General features: G+C 35.6%; 30 protein-coding genes. 7 read left to right on the forward strand and 23 right to left on the reverse strand.

Translation table 11 applies throughout. From position 1 onward, the window contains the following. Positions 1-43 precede the first annotated feature (43 nt). Entirely contained in the window at positions 44-295 is a 252-nt protein-coding gene (locus tag Dongsha4_RS07200; RefSeq protein WP_330205014.1) for a DUF4926 domain-containing protein, read from the forward strand. A 91-nt stretch (positions 296-386) separates the two neighbouring features. On the opposite strand, the gene Dongsha4_RS07205 is transcribed toward Dongsha4_RS07200, so the two are convergent. Further along, complete coding sequence (locus tag Dongsha4_RS07205; protein WP_330205015.1) at positions 387-719, reverse strand: hypothetical protein; 333 nt, start codon at positions 717-719, stop codon at positions 387-389. A 279-nt stretch (positions 720-998) separates the two neighbouring features. Further along, a complete protein-coding gene (locus Dongsha4_RS07210) occupies positions 999-1958 on the reverse strand; it encodes an orange carotenoid-binding protein (protein WP_330205016.1) in 960 nt (319 codons plus the stop codon). A gap of 183 nt (positions 1959-2141) precedes the next feature. Between Dongsha4_RS07210 and Dongsha4_RS07215 the strand changes: the two genes are divergently transcribed. From Dongsha4_RS07215 to Dongsha4_RS07230, 4 genes are all read left to right on the forward strand, one after another. Continuing rightward, on the forward strand, positions 2142-2861 hold the full coding sequence (locus tag Dongsha4_RS07215) for a fatty acid desaturase (RefSeq protein WP_330205017.1): 720 nt from the start codon (positions 2142-2144) through the stop codon (positions 2859-2861). A gap of 330 nt (positions 2862-3191) precedes the next feature. Further along, positions 3192-3422, forward strand: coding sequence for a FeoA family protein (locus tag Dongsha4_RS07220; RefSeq protein WP_330205018.1), 231 nt, complete (start codon positions 3192-3194; stop codon positions 3420-3422). A 75-nt stretch (positions 3423-3497) separates the two neighbouring features. Further along, on the forward strand, positions 3498-3782 hold the full coding sequence (locus Dongsha4_RS07225; protein ID WP_330205019.1) for a DUF5132 domain-containing protein: 285 nt from the start codon (positions 3498-3500) through the stop codon (positions 3780-3782). An 88-nt stretch (positions 3783-3870) separates the two neighbouring features. Next, complete coding sequence (locus tag Dongsha4_RS07230) at positions 3871-4398, forward strand: HMA2 domain-containing protein (protein WP_330205020.1); 528 nt, start codon at positions 3871-3873, stop codon at positions 4396-4398. Between the two features lie 17 nt (positions 4399-4415). On the opposite strand, the gene Dongsha4_RS07235 is transcribed toward Dongsha4_RS07230, so the two are convergent. From Dongsha4_RS07235 to Dongsha4_RS07250, 4 genes are all read right to left on the reverse strand, one after another. Continuing rightward, positions 4416-4754, reverse strand: a complete 339-nt coding sequence (locus Dongsha4_RS07235; protein ID WP_330205021.1) for a HepT-like ribonuclease domain-containing protein — start codon at positions 4752-4754, stop codon at positions 4416-4418. Between the two features lie 8 nt (positions 4755-4762). Further along, a complete protein-coding gene (locus Dongsha4_RS07240) occupies positions 4763-5074 on the reverse strand; it encodes a nucleotidyltransferase family protein (protein ID WP_330205022.1) in 312 nt (103 codons plus the stop codon). A gap of 11 nt (positions 5075-5085) precedes the next feature. Then, entirely contained in the window at positions 5086-5391 is a 306-nt protein-coding gene (locus tag Dongsha4_RS07245; protein WP_015220863.1) for a HigA family addiction module antitoxin, read from the reverse strand. A gap of 126 nt (positions 5392-5517) precedes the next feature. Beyond that, complete coding sequence (locus Dongsha4_RS07250; protein ID WP_330205023.1) at positions 5518-5811, reverse strand: type II toxin-antitoxin system RelE/ParE family toxin; 294 nt, start codon at positions 5809-5811, stop codon at positions 5518-5520. A gap of 23 nt (positions 5812-5834) precedes the next feature. Between Dongsha4_RS07250 and Dongsha4_RS07255 the strand changes: the two genes are divergently transcribed. Then, positions 5835-8054: a heavy metal translocating P-type ATPase gene (locus Dongsha4_RS07255; RefSeq protein WP_330205024.1), complete on the forward strand. Its 2220-nt coding sequence runs from the start codon at positions 5835-5837 to the stop codon at positions 8052-8054. 220 nt (positions 8055-8274) lie between these two features. On the opposite strand, the gene tgt is transcribed toward Dongsha4_RS07255, so the two are convergent. Together tgt and Dongsha4_RS07265 are read right to left on the reverse strand one after the other, a co-directional pair. Next, complete coding sequence (gene tgt, locus Dongsha4_RS07260; protein ID WP_330205025.1) at positions 8275-9384, reverse strand: tRNA guanosine(34) transglycosylase Tgt; 1110 nt, start codon at positions 9382-9384, stop codon at positions 8275-8277. 26 nt (positions 9385-9410) lie between these two features. Continuing rightward, complete coding sequence (locus tag Dongsha4_RS07265) at positions 9411-9695, reverse strand: 4a-hydroxytetrahydrobiopterin dehydratase (protein ID WP_330205026.1); 285 nt, start codon at positions 9693-9695, stop codon at positions 9411-9413. Positions 9696-9996: 301 nt separating this feature from the next. Here Dongsha4_RS07265 and Dongsha4_RS07270 point away from each other — a divergent pair, with 301 nt between their 5' ends. Next, positions 9997-10200: a hypothetical protein gene (locus Dongsha4_RS07270; RefSeq protein ID WP_015220704.1), complete on the forward strand. Its 204-nt coding sequence runs from the start codon at positions 9997-9999 to the stop codon at positions 10198-10200. On the opposite strand, the gene Dongsha4_RS07275 is transcribed toward Dongsha4_RS07270, so the two are convergent. The 15 genes from Dongsha4_RS07275 to rpmJ all read right to left on the reverse strand — a co-directional run bounded on the left by Dongsha4_RS07275 (position 10181) and on the right by rpmJ (position 21214). Next, positions 10181-11635, reverse strand: coding sequence for a HAMP domain-containing sensor histidine kinase (locus Dongsha4_RS07275; protein ID WP_330205027.1), 1455 nt, complete (start codon positions 11633-11635; stop codon positions 10181-10183). The genes Dongsha4_RS07270 and Dongsha4_RS07275 overlap by 20 nt on opposite strands. A 211-nt stretch (positions 11636-11846) precedes the next feature. Beyond that, complete coding sequence (sipA, locus tag Dongsha4_RS07280; RefSeq protein WP_330205028.1) at positions 11847-12077, reverse strand: regulatory protein SipA; 231 nt, start codon at positions 12075-12077, stop codon at positions 11847-11849. A gap of 79 nt (positions 12078-12156) precedes the next feature. Continuing rightward, complete coding sequence (locus Dongsha4_RS07285) at positions 12157-12846, reverse strand: J domain-containing protein (RefSeq protein WP_330205029.1); 690 nt, start codon at positions 12844-12846, stop codon at positions 12157-12159. Between the two features lie 119 nt (positions 12847-12965). Further along, positions 12966-13907 carry a cysteine synthase A gene (gene cysK / locus Dongsha4_RS07290; RefSeq protein ID WP_330205030.1) on the reverse strand — a complete coding sequence of 314 codons (942 nt, stop codon included), beginning with the start codon at positions 13905-13907 and terminating at the stop codon, positions 12966-12968. 275 nt (positions 13908-14182) lie between these two features. After that, complete coding sequence (locus Dongsha4_RS07295) at positions 14183-15274, reverse strand: RNA polymerase sigma factor, RpoD/SigA family (protein WP_330205031.1); 1092 nt, start codon at positions 15272-15274, stop codon at positions 14183-14185. A 615-nt stretch (positions 15275-15889) separates the two neighbouring features. Beyond that, positions 15890-16159 carry an urease subunit beta gene (locus Dongsha4_RS07300; RefSeq protein WP_330205032.1) on the reverse strand — a complete coding sequence of 90 codons (270 nt, stop codon included), beginning with the start codon at positions 16157-16159 and terminating at the stop codon, positions 15890-15892. A 111-nt stretch (positions 16160-16270) separates the two neighbouring features. Beyond that, complete coding sequence (rpmE, locus tag Dongsha4_RS07305) at positions 16271-16507, reverse strand: 50S ribosomal protein L31 (protein WP_015218369.1); 237 nt, start codon at positions 16505-16507, stop codon at positions 16271-16273. 172 nt (positions 16508-16679) lie between these two features. Then, the gene (gene rpsI / locus Dongsha4_RS07310; protein WP_330205033.1) at positions 16680-17078 is read right to left on the reverse strand and encodes a 30S ribosomal protein S9; all 399 of its coding nucleotides are present in this window, start codon (positions 17076-17078) and stop codon (positions 16680-16682) included. Continuing rightward, entirely contained in the window at positions 17078-17533 is a 456-nt protein-coding gene (gene rplM / locus Dongsha4_RS07315; RefSeq protein WP_330205034.1) for a 50S ribosomal protein L13, read from the reverse strand. The genes rpsI and rplM overlap by 1 nt, the downstream gene beginning before the upstream one ends. An 18-nt stretch (positions 17534-17551) precedes the next feature. Beyond that, a complete protein-coding gene (truA, locus tag Dongsha4_RS07320; protein WP_330205035.1) occupies positions 17552-18376 on the reverse strand; it encodes a tRNA pseudouridine(38-40) synthase TruA in 825 nt (274 codons plus the stop codon). Between the two features lie 21 nt (positions 18377-18397). Continuing rightward, positions 18398-18748 carry a 50S ribosomal protein L17 gene (gene rplQ / locus Dongsha4_RS07325; RefSeq protein ID WP_015218373.1) on the reverse strand — a complete coding sequence of 117 codons (351 nt, stop codon included), beginning with the start codon at positions 18746-18748 and terminating at the stop codon, positions 18398-18400. Between the two features lie 259 nt (positions 18749-19007). Beyond that, positions 19008-19997 (reverse strand): DNA-directed RNA polymerase subunit alpha, encoded by a 990-nt coding sequence (locus tag Dongsha4_RS07330; protein WP_330205036.1) that lies wholly within the window; start codon positions 19995-19997, stop codon positions 19008-19010. 110 nt (positions 19998-20107) lie between these two features. After that, on the reverse strand, positions 20108-20500 hold the full coding sequence (gene rpsK / locus Dongsha4_RS07335; RefSeq protein ID WP_015218375.1) for a 30S ribosomal protein S11: 393 nt from the start codon (positions 20498-20500) through the stop codon (positions 20108-20110). Positions 20501-20632: 132 nt separating this feature from the next. Then, complete coding sequence (gene rpsM / locus Dongsha4_RS07340; RefSeq protein WP_330205037.1) at positions 20633-21013, reverse strand: 30S ribosomal protein S13; 381 nt, start codon at positions 21011-21013, stop codon at positions 20633-20635. 87 nt (positions 21014-21100) lie between these two features. Then, a complete protein-coding gene (gene rpmJ / locus Dongsha4_RS07345) occupies positions 21101-21214 on the reverse strand; it encodes a 50S ribosomal protein L36 (RefSeq protein ID WP_015218377.1) in 114 nt (37 codons plus the stop codon). Positions 21215-21285: the final 71 nt, after the last annotated feature.

A 21285-nucleotide genomic window follows, 5' to 3' on the forward strand; every position in this document is an offset into this window, starting at 1 on the left:
AAAAAACCAAGTTCATTACACTATATCCTAATAAGGAGATAAAATGATGAAATTTGAATTATTTACAAGAGTTGCCTTAAAAGAAAATATACCGAAATATAATTTATGTGAGGGAGATATTGCCACTATTGTTGAATATCATCCCGTTAAAAATGGGGAAGATGGCTATAGTTTAGAAGTATTTAATACCATCAGTGAAACCATTGCCGTTATAACTATTGAGGAATCGAAAATCGAATATTTAAGAGAAAATAAGGTGCTTTCAGTAAGAATTTTACAACCGATTTTTACCTAGTTAATACACTTCAAAAATCGGGCTAGAAGCCCGAAATACGGTTTTATAATGTGGGGAAATTTCTTTCGACACTTAAGCTAAAACCTAAAACTTAAATTTTTGATAAAGACGAAATTTTTGCTAATTTTGCCGAGTCTAAACCAGTTAATTCTTCCAAACTAATCCAACCTTCTTTTAAAAGTTGAGCAAAGGTAAACACTAACATTCCCTCTCTAGTGTCATATTTCCCATCAAGATCATAGCGCTTGGCACTCAATAGATCATGAATTTGCCATAATTGCTCCATGTCTGACATATCCTCAATCTGATTTCTCACTTGTGCCATTAAAGTTTCTGTTTCTCTTTGATAGGCTTTTTTTAAAACTTTTTGACTAATTTCTATTTCGGTATGATTCCATCCTGTTGTATTAATAGTTGTGGACATAGTAGATAATTAAATGATATATATAAGGAAATTTAAAGATTTCTATCATCATATCAATATCTTTCTGTAAAACGCAAAAAAAAGGTGTCACCTCAGTTCGATACACAAATATTTGGTTTAGGTAGGTTTCAGGTTGCAGGTTGCGGGTTAAACAAAAATCCCTTCATCCCCCTATCTGCCTATCTCCCCTTCTTTTATCTTTCTCAAAAATGAAAAAACCCCCTTAACAAAAGGGGGATTATGATTATATATTTATTGCTCAATTTATAAAAAAATCTCTTAACGGATAAAATTTAATAACTCTTTAGGAGATGCTAATAAGTCAATAGCAACAAAAAAGATTTTATTCTCAGGATTAAGTAAAAAGCGCCAAGCAATATCCATACCGACGTTACCACCAAACCAAGGGGTTTGCACTTTCCCAGTTACTTTAATTTGAGTATAGCCATCTTCGGCAGGTTCAGAAACTCCTTGTTGGGGAATTAACTTTAAATTTTGACATTCTTCTTTGAAAAAGCGATAAACATTTTCTTTGCCAACAATGGGGCGTTTGAAAGGAGGTTGCAATGCACCATCTTCAACAAATAAACTGATTAAAGCATCAAAGTCATTAGCGTTTAAGTTATCCATGTAATCAAGTACAGTTTTGTTAGTAACTCCTTCAATGGTTACTTTTGTACGCTTACTCATGTCGGTAGGAGGGGCTACAGGCTCGGCTACTCTGGTAAAGTTACCTAGCTTATTGACATCATAACCCATATCTACCACTGCGTTACGAAGTACAGTGATTTGTTGTCCAGATTCTAACTTTTTAATGGCATCTAATACTGCATTGGCGTTGGCTGAGAGTTGATAACCTTGAGGAATAGGGGCGACAATTCCTTCTTCCATGAATTTTCCTAATTGATACCAGAAACCAAGTTTGATATTAGGAGACCAAACTGCATAAGTACGACAAATAGGAGTATCTGCACGGTTAGCTAAATCACACATGACTTGAGACTGTTGTTGAGGAGACATCCCTTTGATTTCGTTGAGGGTGGATTCGGCTAATACCATACTAGCGGCACCGGGGGCGGCAATGGTAATGGTTTTCCCCATCTCTAAGTAAGCAAACCAAATTAAGGCTAATTGGTCTTCTGCACTTAATTGAGAAAATCTTGCTATAGTTGCAGGTACAACATCGGCGGCTAAAGTCTGGGGAAAAATTGTCCGCGCGGTATCAATGGTAAAAGGCATATAATGACCTCATCTATTTTTTTGTTAACTTATGTAAAGATTCTACCATTGTTTATTAAATAAATCTTTAAAAATAAGGTGTGGATTTTGCTACCCTGAGAAACAAAAAAATCGTGTTACCCTAGTTTTTATGGCTATTCTGACCCTCAACAGTCTTTTTTTTCTTACATACAAGCAATATTTATGCTCAATCATATTAGTTTGTTAGTTGCTTTACTAATTATTCTTTTTTGGGGGATGACAATTTCTTTCGCCTTAGTGGTGGATTTCACTAATCTCACTTTTTTAGCAATTATTTTTCTTATATTTCTACAAATCTTTTTCAATACTGGTTTGTTTATCGTTGCCCATGATGGTATGCACGGTATTCTTGTTCCTTATAATCAAAATATTAATGATGCGATCGCACGTTTAGCTTTAATCTTATATGCAGGGTTATCTTTCAAAGATTTAAAGGAAAAACACTATTTGCATCATCGTTTCACTGGTACGAGTCTTGATCCTGACTTCCATGAGCATAACCCAAATTTTTGCTTTTGGTATTTGAGATTTATGGGAAAATATGTCAGTTTTTTAAATTTATGTCGTCTAGCTTTATTAATTTTAATAATTGTTAATATTTTTCAAATTCACTGGTTAAATTTACTATTATTTTGGGCTTTACCTTTAATTTTTAGTTCTTTACAATTATTCTTTTTCGGTACTTTTTTACCTCACCGTCATCATCATGATAATCAATTTAATTTATCTTGTTTAAGTACTATTAAGAGTCTTCATTTACCGATATTATTATCTTTCATCACCTGTTATCATTTTAGTTACCATCAAGAACATCATCGCTATCCCTTTCTTGCTTGGTGGCAATTACCTTTTACCACGAGATTTATACAGTCGTATTTTTAATAAGCACATCTTCATTGAAATTGAAAATACGAAAATCAATTCAGATAACCTCAGTTGATTCTGTGATTCCGCATAATGTCTGTTATTTATTACGACTCATCTAGGATTGCTATATTCACATTAAATAAATAATCTATGTGTAAAGGTATTTTTTCAAATTAATAAAAGTTTAATTTTTTGATTGATAAAAATAGTTAATAAATGGTTAAGGAAGAAGTATTTATAATTGATCAAAAAAGAAAATCCTGTTACTATTATTAGTAGGATATTCAGAATTTTGATTATTCATTAGATAATAATTAACAACTTTTTCTTAAGTAGAGGTTCTATATGTCGGATGCTATTCCTTTGTCAAATTTAAAAATAGGAACAAAGGCAATTGTTGCGAAATTAGAAACTAAAGATGAAGGGATTATTCGTCACTTAATGGCTATGGGAGTTATCCAAGGAGTTGATATTTCTCTTGAAAGTAAGTTTCCTTCCTATGTAGTTTCTGTTGGTAAAAGTAGAGCCGCTTTAGATAAAGAAACAGCTTCTATTATCTATGTAACTCAAGACTAATATAAGGCAAACAATAACCTTCTTTAATCGATACTTTCATCAGTATTTACTAAGTTAATTTCTAAGGAGAAAATAATGCTAGATAAAATAAAAAATATGTACCAAAATGACCCTCTTAAAACCATTGCTATCGGTGTAGGTGCGGTGATTATTGCTCCGACAGTAGCTTCTTTACTCAAGCCAGTGGCTAAAGCTACTATTAAAACAGGAGTGATTTTATATCAAAAAACAAAAGAAACCATAGCTGAAACAGGCGAACAATTGGGAGACTTAGTGGCAGAAGCACAAGCCGAAGTGTTGGCAGAAAAAGCAGAAAATAGAGACAAAATTACAGTTTTAAATCCCTCTTCTAATGATTAAAAAAGATAAAAATAATTGGCTATCTTACTTATTCAGAAAAAGAGATACTTATCTTCATATATATATTTTTGATGAGGAGAAATAAATTATGACTAATGCAACAGTAACAGCAGTAAATTCGGCTATTACTACCACAGAAAATAAGGAACAAATTGCGACTTTTTTAAAAGAACATGAAGAAGTTGAAATGATTATTCCTGTTATGTTTGGACTGTTTGTAACCAGCCAATTTCAGCTACGGGGGGCAAAGGCTTTATTAGTCAATTTAGGAGTAGCAACGGTTTTTCGTCAACTATTCAAGGAATTGAAAAAAAGCCCTTCTCAAGACACACAATCACCGACACAAAATCAAACCAAAGTTTCCGAAGATGACGAGGAAATGTCGATTCTTCACTCTGTTAAAGGTAGAGTTAGATTGCGTATTCCTCAAATCAAAAAAGATGCACTATTTGCTAAACGCCTAGAAAGATTACTCAATGATGATGATAACGTTTTAAATGTGCGTATGAATCGCACCGTTTCCTCTGTGGTAATCAAATATGATGCGGGAAATTTATCGGATATGGATTTAGGCTTTAAGTTGATGAGTATTATTGATGCGGCAAAGGGAGAGTAAGAAGTATTAGTTGTTAATTATATTTCTGGTGGCATAGGGGGGATAATTTTTTCTAATTCAATAACAAGATTAGGAATATCAACAGTGATTACTTGCCAAATTCTTTTTTGATTAACTTTTTCATATTGATGGGCAATAATATTCCTTTGCCCAATAATATCACTCCAAGGAATTTGCTTGTTTTCTTGCTGAAAATCATCGGATATTCGTCTTGCCGCTTCCCCTAATATTTCTAATTGTCTCTCGATCGCACTTTGTAATAAGATAGATATTATTGCGGTATTCTTGCCATGAGGTATTTTCGGTAAAAAAAATAATTCTTTGACTCGATTGCCACATATCCCAAAGAAAAGCATAATTTCTATTAATTTGACTCATAAATAATTTTATGATTATTGATAATTTCGTAACGAATAAAAGGATTAGATAATGCTGATTTTTCTACTAAGTCAACTTCCTGTTTGAATAGGTTTTTTAACTCATTTTTTAGTCTAACAATATCAAATAGACTCCACATAGCATTATCATCAAACGTGACTAAAAGATCAATATCACTATTCTCATCAAATTTATTAGTCAAAATTGAGCCAAATAAAGCTAATTCTTTAACTAACCATTTTTGACAAATTTTTTCTAACTTATCTTGAGGTATTTTATCAATGTTAATTAAACTCATTATTTTTCATTTTAACTGGCAATATATTCTTTAATTTGGGCTAATACTTCCTTTTCTTTTGTTTGAGTGTGGAATAAATCCCAACGTAGTTGAAGGTTAAGCCAAAAGTCTGCTGATGTGCCGAAAAATTTGGCTAGGCGTAAAGCTGTACTAGGGCTAATGCCCCGACGACAATTTACTATTTCATTTACTCTCTGGTAAGGCACTCGGATTTTATCCGCTAATTCTCTTTGTGATATACCCATAGGCTCTAAAAACTCTTTCAGTAGCATTTCTCCGGGATGGGTTGGTTGTCTATGAGTAGGAATGTTGATCATGTTTATTCTATTCTCTATCAATATCTAAGATTATGGTTTTATCTCGCAAAGGAGCAAAGACGCAAAGGGGTTAATCATCAATTATCGGTGTTGTCTAAGCAAGAGAAAGAAGTATGTAATTAATTCTTAGTGATAATCGATTATTTCAACTTCCCAAATATGGTTATTTTGCCAAGAGAAACAGATACGGTATTGTTGATTAATTCTAATACTATATTGTCCATCTCGATCGCCCTTTAGGGGTTCAAATTGATTACCTGGCGGTATTTTTAATTCAGCTAAAGAAATTATAGAATCTAATTGATCTAATTTTCTTCTTGCTATTTGCCAAAGATTTTGAGGACAAGTTTTTCGGGCTAATTTACTATTTTCCCCATAAAAAATATCCTCTGTGCCTTTATTTTTAAATGATTTAATCATAATAACATATTATCACGGTTTCCATGACATTAATTCAAGCAACAATCAATCATTCTCACAATAATCATCTCGGTGAATATTCCCTTGTCCATAGTATTGAGGGGAGAATCCGCCTTCGCACTCCTGTCTTAACAAAGGCTTTACAAGAACAATGGGCAAAACGTTTGATGGCGATGGAGGAGGTTAAGGATTATCGTTTCAATGTGTCCGCTTCTTCAATGGTGATTACTTATCAAAGAGAAATTTCTCAAGATGTTTTTTTAAATAGTCTCTTTTTAGGGTATAATTCAGATAAAAATGGGATATTGTTGTCAAAAATTGCATCTGACTCTACAAGTATTAATAATCCCACCTCTGACACTGCCTCTCAAAATGAAGAATGCGATCGCCCCTCATGGTCTAATTTAACTTTACCATTAGTATCCACTGGTTTAGCTATTGTTGCTAATCGTTTCCCCTCCAGTTTAATTACCTTTTTGGCTAGAAGTGCCTTAATTACGGCTGGTTTGCCCGTTGCTACTAGGGCGATGGAAAGTGTTTTTATCCATCATAAACTCAATATCGACTGTCTCGATTTAATGGCTTTGGTGTTGAGTGGTTTACAGGGTAAGTTGTTGACTCCCTCTCTGGTGATTACCCTTCATGAGTTAGGGGATTTGATTCGGGAATATACGGCGCGATCGACAGAACAAAAAACTGCTAGTCTATTAGATACCATCGGGCGTTTTGCGTGGGTAGAAAGAGAAGGGGAAATAGTGCAAATTAAAAGTGATGAGGTAATAGCAGGGGAAACCGTCATCGTCTATCCGGGAGAACGCATCCCCGTTGATGGTATGGTAACATTTGGAGAGGCTACCGTTGATCAACAGCAACTCACTGGGGAATCCATGCCCATTGTTGCCCAAATCGATACCTATGTCTATGCTTCCACTTTGGTTCGTTCTGGTAAAATAAAAGTAAAATCTGAAAGGATAGGCACTCAAACAAGGGCGGCGGCTAGTATAGAATTATTAGAAAAAGCTCCTGTCCATGATACCAGAATGGCAAACTATGCGGCAAAAGTTGCAGATAAGTTGATCATTCCTTCCATGATTTTAGCAGGAATTGTCTTCGCTACCACAAAAGATCCCACTCGCACCGCTTCTATTTTAACCCTCGATTTCGTTACTGGTATCCGTGTTTCTATGCCTACGGCTTTCTTGGGTGCATTAAATCATACCACCCGTCACGGTATTTTAGTTAGAAGTGGGCGCACGATGGAATTGTTAGGGGAAATTGATACCATTGTTTTTGATAAAACAGGCACTCTGACGGAAGGTAATATTAAGGTGGTTGGGGTGGAAACTGTCAATGATAATATCACCCCTCACAGATTATTGCAGTTAGCGGTATCTGCGGAACAAAGAATCACTCATCCTGTGGCGGAAGCTATCGTTAACTATGGTAAACAAGAGAAAATCGAAGTTTTACCCCGTAATAGTTGGGATTATAGCGTAGGTTCGGGCATGACGGCAGAAATTGACGGTTTAACGGTGATGGTAGGTAGTGAAAAGTTTTTACGCTCTCAGGGAGTAAATTTTGCTATTATTCCCGAAAATGAGGATAAATTAGATGTTTTAGAGGGTTTATCTTTTGTTTATATTGCCTGTGATGGTGAGTTAATGGGTTATCTGGAATATACTGATCCTTTACGCCCTGAAAGTGCTAGTTTATTGTATGATTTACAAAATCTTTACGGCTTAGAAGTACATCTACTCACTGGTGACAATCAAACAAGGGCGCATCAGGTGGCAAAAGTGCTTAATATACCCCCTCAGCAAGTTCATGCGGATGCTTTCCCCGAAGATAAGGCGAAAATTGTCAGAACTTTGAGTAGAGGTGGTAAAACGGTGGCTTTTGTGGGAGATGGTTTAAACGATTCTGTGGCTTTAGCCTATGCGGATGTGTCTATTTCTTTCGCTGATGGTTCGGATATAGCACGGGAAACGGCGGATGTTGTCTTAATGAATAATGACCTGAGTAGTATTTTAGAGGCGATCGCCATTGCGAAGGAAACTCAGAATTTAATTGAACAGAATACCATGTTAGTGGTTGCTCCTAATCTCATCGGCTTGGGTTTTGCTTCCACCATCGGTTTAAACCCTTTATTAGCTACTATAATCCATAATGGAACTGCGATCGCAGCTGGGTTGAATAGTTTACGCCCGTTAGTGCAACACCAATTGGAAACTAGGGAAAATTGACTATTAGATGTAAACCTAGTTAATTGTTATTTACGGCAAAAGGGGGACTCGAACCCCCACTCATTACTTAAGCGTGACAATTTGGATAACGCGCTTCCCTACACTCAGTCGATTAAGTTTCGGTGCATCTGCAACCTTTGTCTGCAACTCCCTCACGTTTTAGGGATGCTCTGCCTTTTGAGCTATTCTGCCATTTTTTATAGTTAAGTTAATTGTTACACTACACGTCTGATGTTAAATAGTAGCCAAACTCATCAACAAAGGAATCATTAATAATTGCTTGTCTAATTTTACGAGTAAAGTTAATTAACTCATGAATGTTATGCAAAGATAATAAAATATAACCTAGCATTTCTTTAGCTCTGATTAAGTGATTAAGATAGGCACGGGTAAAGTTTTTACAAGTATAGCAGTCACACTCAGGATCAAGAGGGGTAAAATCTTCTTTATATTGGGCATTTTTTAGATTTATCCTTTCTCCTTGAACTAAAGCCGCTCCATGTCTGCCTAAGCGCGTTGGTATCACACAATCAAACAAATCTATTCCAGATGCGATCGCAACTACCATTTCCTTATAACTGCCTACCCCCATTAAATAGCGAGGTTTGTTAGTAGGAAGTAAAGGAGTCGTCCACCGTACTATTTGATGGATTAATTCAGGCTTTTCCCCCACACTTACTCCACCAATGGCATAACCGGGCAAATTAAACTCAATTAATTCTTTTGCCGATTGAGTGCGCAACTCAGGATAAATTCCCCCCTGCACAATCCCAAATAAAGCCTGTTGCTCTGGTTTTTTATGAGCTGAAATACATCTTTCTAACCATGCCGTTGTGCGTTTAACCGCTTTAACAACCTCCTCTTTTGTCGCCGTGGCGGGAGGGCATTCATCAAATGCCATAATCACATCTGCCCCTAAAGAGTTTTGAATACGGATGGAATTTTCCGGTGTCATATTGATAATTCGACCATCCTTGGGAGAGCGAAACTTAACTCCGTCATCTGTAATTTGTCGTAAATCAGCAAGACTAAAAACTTGAAATCCACCAGAATCAGTTAAAATAGGTTGTTGCCATCCCATGAAATTATGCAACCCTCCAGCTTTCTCTATGATTTCTTCTCCGGGTTGAATGTGTAGATGATAAGTATTACCCAAAATCATCTGAGCATGGGCAGACTGGAGTTGAGCAGGTGTAATGCCCTTTACTGTACCAACAGTACCAACGGGCATAAATCTGGGGGTTTCAACTTCCCCATGAGGAGTAGAAAAAACCCCCGCCCTCGCTTTAGTTTTTGTGCAAGATGCGATTAATGAATATTGAAAAACCACTTAGTCAACAATAAAAAATAATAAACTTAAAAACCCTTAATGATTTTCTGAATTTCCTCAGCTAGATCAAAATCTTTTTGAGTAATTCCCCCAGCATCATGAGTAGTTAAATGGATTGTTACCTTATTATAGGATATTTCGATGTCAGGATGATGTCCTGCTCTTTCCGCCGGTTCAACCAGACGATTGACAAATTCAACGGCTTGGATAAAGTCTTTAAACTTGTAGGTAGTACTAATAGACTGTCCGCTAGTAACCCAATCAGGATAATTAGCTAGTTTTTGTCTGACTTCTGTTTCGTTTAAAACCATGTTTTGCGTGATAATGAGCTTCGGTTCTATAATAACGTTACTTTTCTCTAATGGTAAATAACTAGAGTCTATCAAAGAGAAATAAAAAATAGGTAGCATAGTCATAGTACGTGAGTTAGGAGTTCGGAGTGAGGAAAGAGGTGTCAGGTGTTAGGTTTCGGGTTTCAGGTGTTTTTAATTCCTAATTATCAACTATAAACTATTCTCCTTTGCCTATTGCCCTTTGATTGTTAATGACTAAAATTTCCAGAATCAGTGGTAAAATAAACCAAAACTTTTGGCTGATCAATAATTTGTAATTATGGAAACAAAAAAAGTTAATTGTCAAATAGAGTGCGTCAACGGATGTATCTTGGGGGAAGAATGTCCTAATCAAACTTATGTTAAAGAAACAGCCAATTTTATCGAAAATACATCTTTAGATAAGATGCTAGAAATGGCGGAAATAGCTAGATTAAAAAAATTAACTGAGCCACCTAAGTGGGTTATTCCAGATGAGTTGTAGAAACTTTATAAGCGTAAGACTTTGAACTTCCAAGGGGTAAAAATATGGTTAATATTTCCCCTTTATTTGGTTTTTGTTTGATGGTAAATTTCCCTCCTAGAGCATGAAAAATATTTCTGGTTACGTCATTGCTAAGGGATAAACTACCAGTTTCTGGTTGGAAAAGTAAGAGTTTGCCCAAACATTTACTATGGCTATAATTAAAGCTGGATTCAGATAAGAATTGTAATTTCAACTGATTACCTACAGGTAAAATAATTAATTGAAAGTGGCAACCACTAGGCAAACTGCGAGTAAATTTTTCCATTAATCCACTCAATATTTGGCTCAAAATTGCTGGATCACTGATAATTTGAGGTAGTTTTTTTGGTACAATTACATCAAGAATTATATTTCTCCGTTGGGCTTGTTTCTGCCAAGTGGGAATGGTTTGATTTAAAATAGTTTCTAATGAGGTTGGCACTAGGTGAATGGAGTCATTAAGGGGAGAAGATTTTGATTCTAATTCTACCGCCTTAAAAATTAGCTCCATACGATTAATTTGCTCTGTGCATTCTTGTTCAATGGTTTCTAAATATTTACCTAAATCAGGATTTAATTTAGCTTTTTTTTGTAACAATTTTGTGATAGTTTTAATGGTGGTAAGAGGTGTTCTTATTTCATGGGTTAACGCTTGTAACAATTCTAGTTCTGGGTAAGGAGGAATAGGCGTTTTCTTTAGAGAAATACTTTGTTTTCGTTGATAATTAGTTTCTCTTTCAGAAGATTTTATATCAGAAGTACCCTGTTTTTTGATATGTTTTAATAGGTTTTTATTAAAGGTTTCAACAATTTTATAATTGGGGGACGTTCCTAATAGGTAGTTTACTGATTCTTTTAGATATTTAAAGCTATCATAACTAGATGATCTTGTCAATCTATTTAATAGAATTTGCCATGCTTTTTCTGTAACTATTGGGTCAAAAGAAAAATGAAAACTGTCTGGTTTATCATAGTTAATTTCTTTGACCATTAATAGAGAAAATTGTGCGGTGAAAACAAGGCAAAATTGTTCTTGATTTAAAATATCATTATTGTCTAAGTTGATATTAATTAAAGACTGTTGATTGTCTTCGAAAACCTGTTGATTATCACTGGGCATTAGTGCAGTTTTTTGCTGAAATGAAGGAGAAAAAACTACAGTTGTTAAATGAGAAATTATATTTAAGTTATTAATAACTGGCGTGGGAGATGAGATTACTATCCCCTGTTTTGAGGAGAAATATTTATCTGTGTTTATAGTTGTAGATAGGAGTTTTTCCAAGGATGCGATCGCACCTTCCCATTCATGATGTGCTTTAATGGAAGTATGGATGCAATCATCTACATCGGAGTCCCATTCCTCTTCGAGGATTAAATCAACTAATTTGGTGGATAGACATTCAGATATAATCATTCCTCTATTATGAAAAATTCCTTCTACAGCAATTTATGATAACTTTTTCGTGAAAGCAATTGAAGTGTTATAACCGAACCAATTTTATCCTAATTACCGTTGTGTTTGACAAAAAAATTACAGGATTTATTTTACATTAATTAGTTATAACCACTGTAGAAGAACCATACGTTATTATTTGATTTATCTGAAAATATCAATAATTCTACTCTCATTTGTCTGCAAAAGTAAGATACTTTGATTCTAGTAAATATGCTCCTTGAGTAAAACGAATGCTATAGTAACCACCAAAATTTTGTTTCAGGATAATCCCTTCTTCTCCAAGTGCGATCGCACTATTAGGACGTAGCATAGGCATAGGATCAGCCGTTTTTAAGTAGGGAGGTAATGCTATAATTTTTACTTTATCACCTGTTTTAAACACTGGTAAATTTTTCTCCATAAATTATAATTATTCTTGAGTTTTTAATCAGCAAATATATTAGTTTATTGCCTATTATTCAATTTTTGTTTAATAATGATTAAATAAATTTTTCAGCCATTTCTTCTGCCACTTGATTAATTTCCTCCGCTAAATTAAATAATTCTCTCCCTGTGTGTAAATAAGATTCATCATAAGTTTGAGTAAATCTATTCAACTCCTCCAAACCGTCATTAAGATGATTTAAGCCATAGTAAAGATTTGCCGCTATTCCTGCATATAAACTAGGATTTTTTTGAGAAGTCAATATATTTTGTGCTTGATTACAGGCTTGTTGGCAATTTTCTAAATATTCCATAAAAAAAGACATTAACTCATCATCAAAAATATCTGCTGATAATTCTTCAATCTCCAGTTCTAGGGGAGAAATAATTGAATTAATTAAGTTTTTTACAGGAAAATAGACTTCTTTTAACCACTGAAATTGAGAAAATTCTGTATTTTTTTGCTGTTGTCTATTATATCGATAAAATTCACTAGCACTATTACTTTTACCATGACGATATTGAACAGAATTAGCAATACTTTGTTTCAGGGTTTGATCATATATATAACGATTTTCTGGGTCACTTAGTATTTCATAAGCGGCATTTAAAGAGACAATTTTTTCATGATCTGCATTATTATTTTGACTATCAGGGTGAAATTTCTTGGCTAAACGACGATAGGCTTGTTTTATTTCTTGGGCAGAAGCATTATGTCTTATTTCTAAAATTTCGTAGTAATTCATAAATACATTTATCAAAGAATAATGGGTTTAAAAACCCGTCTTTTATAACGAGTAATTTTTGGCTTTGAAAAATCACCTTTGCCCAAGGTATCGCTTAACGAATGCCTTTTTACTTTCTCTTAATTAGGTAGATTTTGGAATAATGGGGTACTTAAATAACGCTCTCCAAAACTCGGTTGAATCATCACTATTAATTTACCCTCATTTTCTTTTCTTTGGGCTAATTTTATTGCCCCTGCTAACGCCGCCCCAGTAGAAATACCCGACAATATACCCTCTTCCTTCGCTAGTCTCTGCCCAAATGCGATCGCATCTTCGTCACTAACTGTAATTATTTCATCAATTAAATCAACCCTTAAAACTTCAGGAATAAACCCTGCACCAATACCTTGTATTTTATGAGGTCCGGGTTTTCCACCCGATAATACAGGACTATTTATCGGTTCAATGGCAATAGTTTTGAAATCAGGTTTTTTTTGTTTAATAACTTCGCTAACTCCTGTAATTGTACCTCCTGTACCGACTCCAGCCACCAGAAAATCAATTTTCCCATCTGTATCTTCCCAAATTTCTTCGGCGGTAGTTTGACGGTGAATTGCAGGATTTGCAGGATTTTGAAACTGTTGCAACATATAAGCATTAGGTAAAGTTTCAGCTATTTCTTGAGCTCTTTCAATACAACCTGCCATACCCTCTACACCAGGAGTTAACTCTAATTTTGCCCCATAAGCCCTTAACATTGCTCGTCTTTCCGCACTCATGGTTTCAGGCATCGTTAAAATTAACTTATATCCTTTTGCCGCCGCCGCCATAGCTAAAGCTATACCTGTATTGCCTGATGTGGGTTCAACCAAAATAGTTTTACCCGGTTGAATCAATCCTTGTTTTTCGGCTTCATTAATCATATTTACCCCAATTCTATCTTTAACAGAAGCTGAGGGATTCATTCCTTCTAATTTAACTAATATTTCTCCAACACAACCTTCTGCTTGAGGAATACGATTGAGTTTTACCAGAGGAGTGCGTCCAATTAATTCAGTAATATTATTTGCGACTTTCATGCTTTTATTTTTATTTCCAATACTAAAGTATTTTAACCTGAGTTCGGGTTAAGCAGATTGAGGTAAAAATCATTTGATACTAACTGTTCTGTTAAGCATAACTTAGATCTAGGTAACGGTAGGCAAAAGCAACAGACAACGCTGATAGGCAAAAGTTTTCTTGTAGCATAAACACAAAAAGGGGATCTTTCACTCACATTAAGATAATATAATTATGAAAAAAAATCCCCCTATACTTAGGAGGAAAAAATATTACAATTTTTGATAATTTTCGATTAAGAAAGCCATCCTTTTAATCTTCTTGCAACTTGTGGTCTTCTTAATTTACGCATAGCTTTAGTTTGAATTTGTCTGACTCTTTCCCGAGATAAATCAAAAATCTTACCCACTTCTTCTAAAGTATGAGCTTTAGAACTAGCTAAACCATAACGCAAAACAATTACTTCTTTCTCTCTTTCACTTAAAACATCACTCAACACTGACACAATTTCTTGGTGCATCATCGCTTCATTCATTTTGTCTTCGGGTAAAAGGAGATTAGTGTCTTCTAATAATTCCATCAATTCCGTATCTTCACCCTTGCCCACACGATGATTTAAAGATAAAGACTGTCTTTTCAACTGCAATAATTGATGTAACGCCTGACGAGTAATACCCATTTCTTCCGCTAACTCTTTTTCCGTCGGCTGACGTTGCAAATCTTGTTTAAGTATTCGCTGGGCTTTTTTTAGTTTATTGAGTTTTTCAACGATATGAATGGGAAGTCTTATGGTACGAGAATCATTAGCGATAGTTCTGGTGATCGCTTGTCTGATCCACCAATAGGCATAGGTAGAAAATTTATAGCCTTTATTTGGATCAAATTTTTCCGCCGCACGATTTAAGCCAATTGCTCCTTCTTGAATTAAATCTAAAAATGGTACTCCTCGATTTAGATACCGTTTTGCAATTGAGACGACTAGACGCAAATTAGAGCGAATCATTTTTCTTTTTGCTGTTCTTCCTTTATAAAGGCGATTGTCTAATTGTCGCTCACTTTCTAGCCCCATTGCTTTGGCTAATTCCATTTTGGTAGGAGTTCTTTCCAATTGACGATGTAATTCTTGTTGTTTTTCTTCACAGTCGCTCAGAAATTTGACGGCATAGGCAAGATTCACTTCTTCTTCGGCACTTAAAAGAGGATAACGAGCCATTTCTTTAAAAAATGAGCCGATCGAATCCTCAATTTTGGTTTTTTGTCTCCGAGATTTAGTTCCACTATCATCTTCTATGACCGAAAAATGAGCTATAACTTGATGTAAATCCTCGTCAAGAGGTTCGTTTACTAACCCATTCTGATAATCTACAGTACTGCTGGTTCGATTCATTTGATAACTCCTCTTTTTCGCACTGAATCAATTTGCTATCACCATGATGTTAACTAAATCACTTTTTTATGAGTTATTTTGTGATGGTTAATACCAAAAATATTTAGTCAATGATAATAACAGATCTATAGATTCTAATTTACCTAAAAAAAGTCCTTTTTGACTACAATTAGATGAGAGATTGTATATTTTCTTAAGGTTTTCTTAAAACTTAATATTTTGTAATAATAATTCTCTTAAAAAATAAGTCAATCATTTAATTAATTTATATAAGGTATTTAAGATAATATCTTATTAAGAATTTATATGATATGTATTGATATTTATTTTTATTGGGTATTTATTATATTTAATATATTGTTAATATGCTAATTTTTCAGGGTAAGTATTATTCTGATTGATTATTTCAGTTGTTTTTACATTTGACCTCATATTTACTTATAAATTGGGGTCTTTGTTCATAACATAAGTTTTTAATCTAAGGGGAATATCAGCTATTTTTCAACTCAATATTTCACCCAATCAAACTAATGGGGAAAATCCCTCTACTAAGTTTTTTTGAGCATTAATCAAACAATCGAGTCTGTAATTGATATGAGTTGATATAATTACAATTTATTGATAAGTTCCCTGAGTTTTGACTAATTCTACTTCTTTCTCGTCTCCGGGTTCAAAACGAATAGCAGTACCTGCCGGGATATTTAGACGCATACTGATAGTTTTTTCTCGATCGAATCTGAGGGCAGAATTAACTTTAGCAAAGGGAAAATGTGAACCAACTTGAATAGGGCGATCTCCTGTATTGGCGACAGTAATTTTGACGGTTTCTCGTCCTTGGTTAAGTTCGATCGAACCTTCTGGGGTAAATATTTCACCTGGTATCATAACTTAGCTCTAAAATAAAATATATCAATAATATTTTAATCCCAAAAAAAGAAAACCCCCCACCAAAAACAACAGTGAGGAGTTTTAATCGATTTATTTTGGTAACGAGTCTTAACTTTCTGAATCTTTCTTTTCCTGTTTGCCAAGCATACCGTACTTACGTAAGAAGCGATCGACTCTTCCTTCCGTGTCAATAATTTTCTGAGTACCAGTGTAAAAGGGATGATTACCAGACCAAACCTCTACATTAATTTCAGGCTGGGTAGAACCCACACGCATTACTTCTTCACCGTTACAAATAACTTTGGCATCAGGATACCATTGGGGGTGTATTCCTTCTTTGGGCATTGTTGTATCTCCTAAAAATTTATAAATTTGTTGAGGAGTCAGGAGTCATAATTCACCGAGTCTGGAGTGTAATCTAAAAACCCATTACCGTGATTGATTCCCTATTCCTACTTGAATTAAATTAACTAAATCTAATCGATAAATCGGAAAAATAGGCAAAAACTGCCAAAAATTAACGTTTAGAGAATTGAGGTGCTTTACGAGCCTTGCGTAAACCATATTTCTTACGCTCTTTTGCACGAGGGTCACGGGTTAAGTAACCTTCAGCTTTCAAAGGTTGGCGATTATCAGGATCTAACTGACACAACGCACGAGCAACCCCTAATTTAACCGCATCAGATTGACCAGTTAAGCCGCCACCATGAGTATTGACGATAATATCATACTCATTTTCCAAACCTAAAGTTTCTAAAGGTGCTTTTAAAGTTTGAATATAGTTAGGAATTAACTGAAAATACTCAGAACCCTCTCTGTTATTAACCTTAATCGCTCCATTTCCCGGAACAAGACGCACTCTTGCAATAGAAGATTTACGACGACCTGTTCCTAAATAAACTACTTGATTAGACATTATTTGTTACCTCCTGCAATAGTATTAACGGTTAAAGTTTCAGGTTGTTGAGCTTCATGGGGGTGATTAGGTCCAGTGTAAACTTTAAGTTTTGTAAACAAACTTCTACCTAAGCTATTTTTAGGCAACATACCCTTAACAGCCTTTTCAATAATTCTTTCAGGAATACGCTTTTGTAACTGAGCGAAAGTTTCTACTTTCATCCCACCGGGGCGGCCAGAATGACGACGATAAAGTTTTTGTTCACTTTTTCTGCCTGTAACAACTACTTTTTCTGCATTAACCACAATCACATAATCCCCAGTATCTAAATGGGGGGTGTAGGAGGCTTTATTTTTACCTCTTAAAACATTGGCAATTTCAGTGGCTAATCTACCTAAACGTTGGTTTTCGGCATCCACTACATACCATTTCTTTTCTATACTGTCTATAGCTGGAACTATTGTTTTATTCATTTTCGTTTTAGACTCTTATTAACTAAAAGTAAAAATAGGTTGAGCATTGAACCAAACTGATTCGGGAAAGGGAAATTCGGGATAACCTACTCTTAACAAACATAATCCTTTAGCAGGGGCTGAATATTTCACTTCTTCCCGACGACAATTCATCCAAATATCTTGGAACTGTGTCAGGGATTTTGTCCCCGCACCAACCTCTACTAACATCCCTACCAGTAATCTCACCATGCCGTATAAAAAGCCACTAGCTTGTATTTCAATGTTGATTAGATCTTGTTCGTATCTAACACAACTAACTTCTTGTACTTCTAGCAAAGAGTGAGAACGTTTTGAACCAGCTCGACGAAAGGCACTCATATCATGGTGTCCGAGCATAGGCTTCAGTGCTTCTGCCATCAAATTTTCATTTAATGGTTGATAATAGTAATGCCAAGTAAAGGGTTGTAAAAATAGGTTGGGAATTTTACCAGTATATATAGTATAACGATAACGACGATAAGTAGCGGTAAAACAGGCGTGCCAATGGGGGTCAACTTCGGAGGAAGCTCTAATTAAGATACCATCGGGTAAACAACTGTTTAAAACTTTCGCCCATTTTTGTGCTGGAATAGGAGAACACACTTCAAAATGTGCCACTTGTGCCGAAGCATGAACTCCACTATCAGTTCTTCCCGCTCCATAAATCGTTACTTTATGTCCTACTATAGATGCGATCGCATCTTCAATTTCTGCTTGTACACTGCGATAGTGTGGCTGTCTCTGCCAACCATGAAAGTTAGTACCGACATATTGAATTACTAAAGCAATTCGCTGTTTATTTGTGGAACTAGAATCAACCATGAATCAGAGACTAAAGAGAAATTAAACTAATTGAATAATCGCCATTTCCGCATTATCCCCACGGCGGCTCTTTGTGCGAACAACACGAGTATAACCACCATTTCTATTTCCATAACGCTCTGTAGCTTTAGCAAAAATATCGTTAACTAAATCTTTGTCATAGATATATCCTAAAGCCTGACGACGAGCAGATAAAGAACCATCCTTTGCTAAGGTAATCATTTTATCCGCAGTAGTGCGAACAGCTTTGGCACGAGCCTTAGTGGTTACGATTTCGCCTTCTCTGAGCAACTGGGTAGTTAAAGCACGGAGAAGGGCTTTACGTTGGTCAGCAGGTAAGCCTAATAAAGGCACTTTACGACGGTGACGCATAATTTCCTCCTAAAATATTAAGAAACTAAGAATTTTAAAAATTAAATATTGTTGCTGAATTCAGCCAGTATTACTGAAGTTCGGAGTTCGGAGTTCGGGGTTCGGGGTTATTTAATTACCAATTATTAACTGACAATTAAAGTAACTACTTTTTTCAGCATCGAACTTCGGTAAACACGATTAAATTTCACGAATCCAGAGTCTTTGACTTGAATCAGTGAAATCATAATCTATTCTTTATACCTATAAATTATCGAATTTAAGGACTGGTGACAGGTTCAGCACTTTGGATCAACTCCCCGGCTGGAGGATCTTTCATTTTACCCTCTCCAAGAGTAATTCCTAAACGTTGCTGTAAAGCCTCAATAACCTCTTCTGCTGATTTTTGACCGAAGTTTTTAATTTCGAGTAAATCATCTTGAGAATACTCCAATAAATCCGCCACAGTGTTAATTTGAGCCCGTTTCAAACAATTGTAAGCACGGACAGATAAATTTAACTCCTCGATGGGAATTTGACTGGTGGGGTCTTCTGGCTCTACTGTTTCTTCCTGTTGTCCTGAAATTGTTGTGGCATCTGTTAAAGGAGAGAATAGATTAACTAAAATCTCTGATGCTGAAGAAAGGGCTTCCTCTGGCTTAATACTACCATTAGTCCAGATTTCTAAAATCAGACGGTCAGCAATTTCCCCTTCATAACGGATTTCTTCCGCCACAAAGTTTACTTTTGAAACAGGCATAAACACTGAATCAATTTGTAAAAAGTCGAGGGAACTATTTTCATCTTTGCCTTTATCTACAGCACGATAACCCTTTCCTTTCTCGACCCGAAATTCCATCTCTAACTTACCACCCTTCCCCAAAGTACAAATATACTGACTTGGTTCAACTACTTCTATTTCCGAAGGGAGATCGAATTGAGCGGCAGTAATGGTACAAGGACCAGTGGCTACAACACGACCAATTTGAGGGGAATCGCTATAGCTTTTGAAAATAACCCCTTTCATATTGAGCATTATTTCCATCACATCTTCTCTTACCCCTTCGACAACAGCAAACTCATGATTAACACCGGCGATTCTAACGGCAGTTACTGCTGCACCTTCTAAATTAGATAAAAGAACTCGTCTCAAGGAATTACCCATAGTTATGCCCTGTCCTTTGTCTAAGGGTTCAAGCACGAACTTTCCGTATTGACCTTGATTTTTTTGAGTTTTACTTGCTACGCAGTCGATTTTAAACACAGCCACAGTGGTTATTTCCTCAGTTGATGAAGTCAGGTTTCAGATGTTGGTGATAATCTTGACTTTTCTCTGGCTTTAATTTTGCCTTAGCAGATTATCCGAATTTTGTTTTTTGATTAGACTCTACGTCTTTTGGGAGGGCGACAGCCGTTGTGGGGAATGGGGGTAATATCACGAATTAAAGTGATTTCTAATCCTGCTCCTTGTAATGCTCTGATAGCAGTTTCTCGTCCTGCACCAGGACCACTTACCATCACTTCCACTTGTTTCATTCCATTATCCATTGCTACTCGAGCGGCACTATCAGCAGCAGTTTGAGCCGCAAAAGGTGTTCCTTTTTTTGCTCCTTTAAAACCACTAGACCCGGCGGTTGCCCAAGAAATAACGTTACCAGTGGTGTCGGTAATAGTTACAATGGTATTATTAAAAGTGGATTTAATATAAGCTGTACCACTAGGGATATTTTTCTTTTGTTTTTTTGGTCCTCCCCTTTTGGTGGGTTTTGCCATGGTATATTTACCTCTTTAACTAATTAGTTTCAATTACTGTGGTTAATAGAATTAGTAAGTTTATTGTTATTTTTAGTTAACAAATAAGATTGCATCTGCCAAAGGCAAGATTTAAGTTTGATGGGATTTATGTTATTTTTTACCCGGTTTTTTCTTACCTGCGATCGCAATTCTGCGTCCTCTACGAGTTCTGGCATTAGTTTTGGTTCTCTGTCCACGCACAGGTAAACCCTGACGATGACGACGACCTCTGTAAGTACCAATATCGCCTAAACGCTTGATGTTCATTGCTTCTAAACGACGCAAATCCCCTTCAATCTGGAAGTTTTCTTCGATGTAGTTTCTTAATTTGGTAACATCTTCGTCGCTGAGATCTCTTACTCTGGTGTCAGGATTTACCCCTGTTGCCGCTAAAATTTTTTGGGAGGTGGTCAAGCCAATACCATATAAATAAGTTAGTCCGATCTCTACTCGTTTGTCACGAGGCAAATCAATACCTGATATCCTAGCCATGTTTTCGTTTCCTTTCTTTGTCTTGCTGTAGTTGGCAAAAAATTTGGTTGTTTTTTAAACAATAAGCTAAACTGTTGTTAACAGTTCTTATCCTTGACGTTGTTTATGTTTGGGGTTAGAACAAATAACCATTACCCGTCCACGACGACGAATAACTCGGCATTTGTCACAAATCTTTTTAACTGATGCTCTTACTTTCATAATCGTAGTTTACACTGCAAGCTTTTGATTATAACAGGATTTGGGATCTCTGTCAAACATAAATAGGTGAT

The sequence above is a fragment of the Cyanobacterium sp. Dongsha4 genome (genome assembly GCF_036345015.1).
Taxonomy (GTDB): domain Bacteria; phylum Cyanobacteriota; class Cyanobacteriia; order Cyanobacteriales; family Cyanobacteriaceae; genus PCC-10605.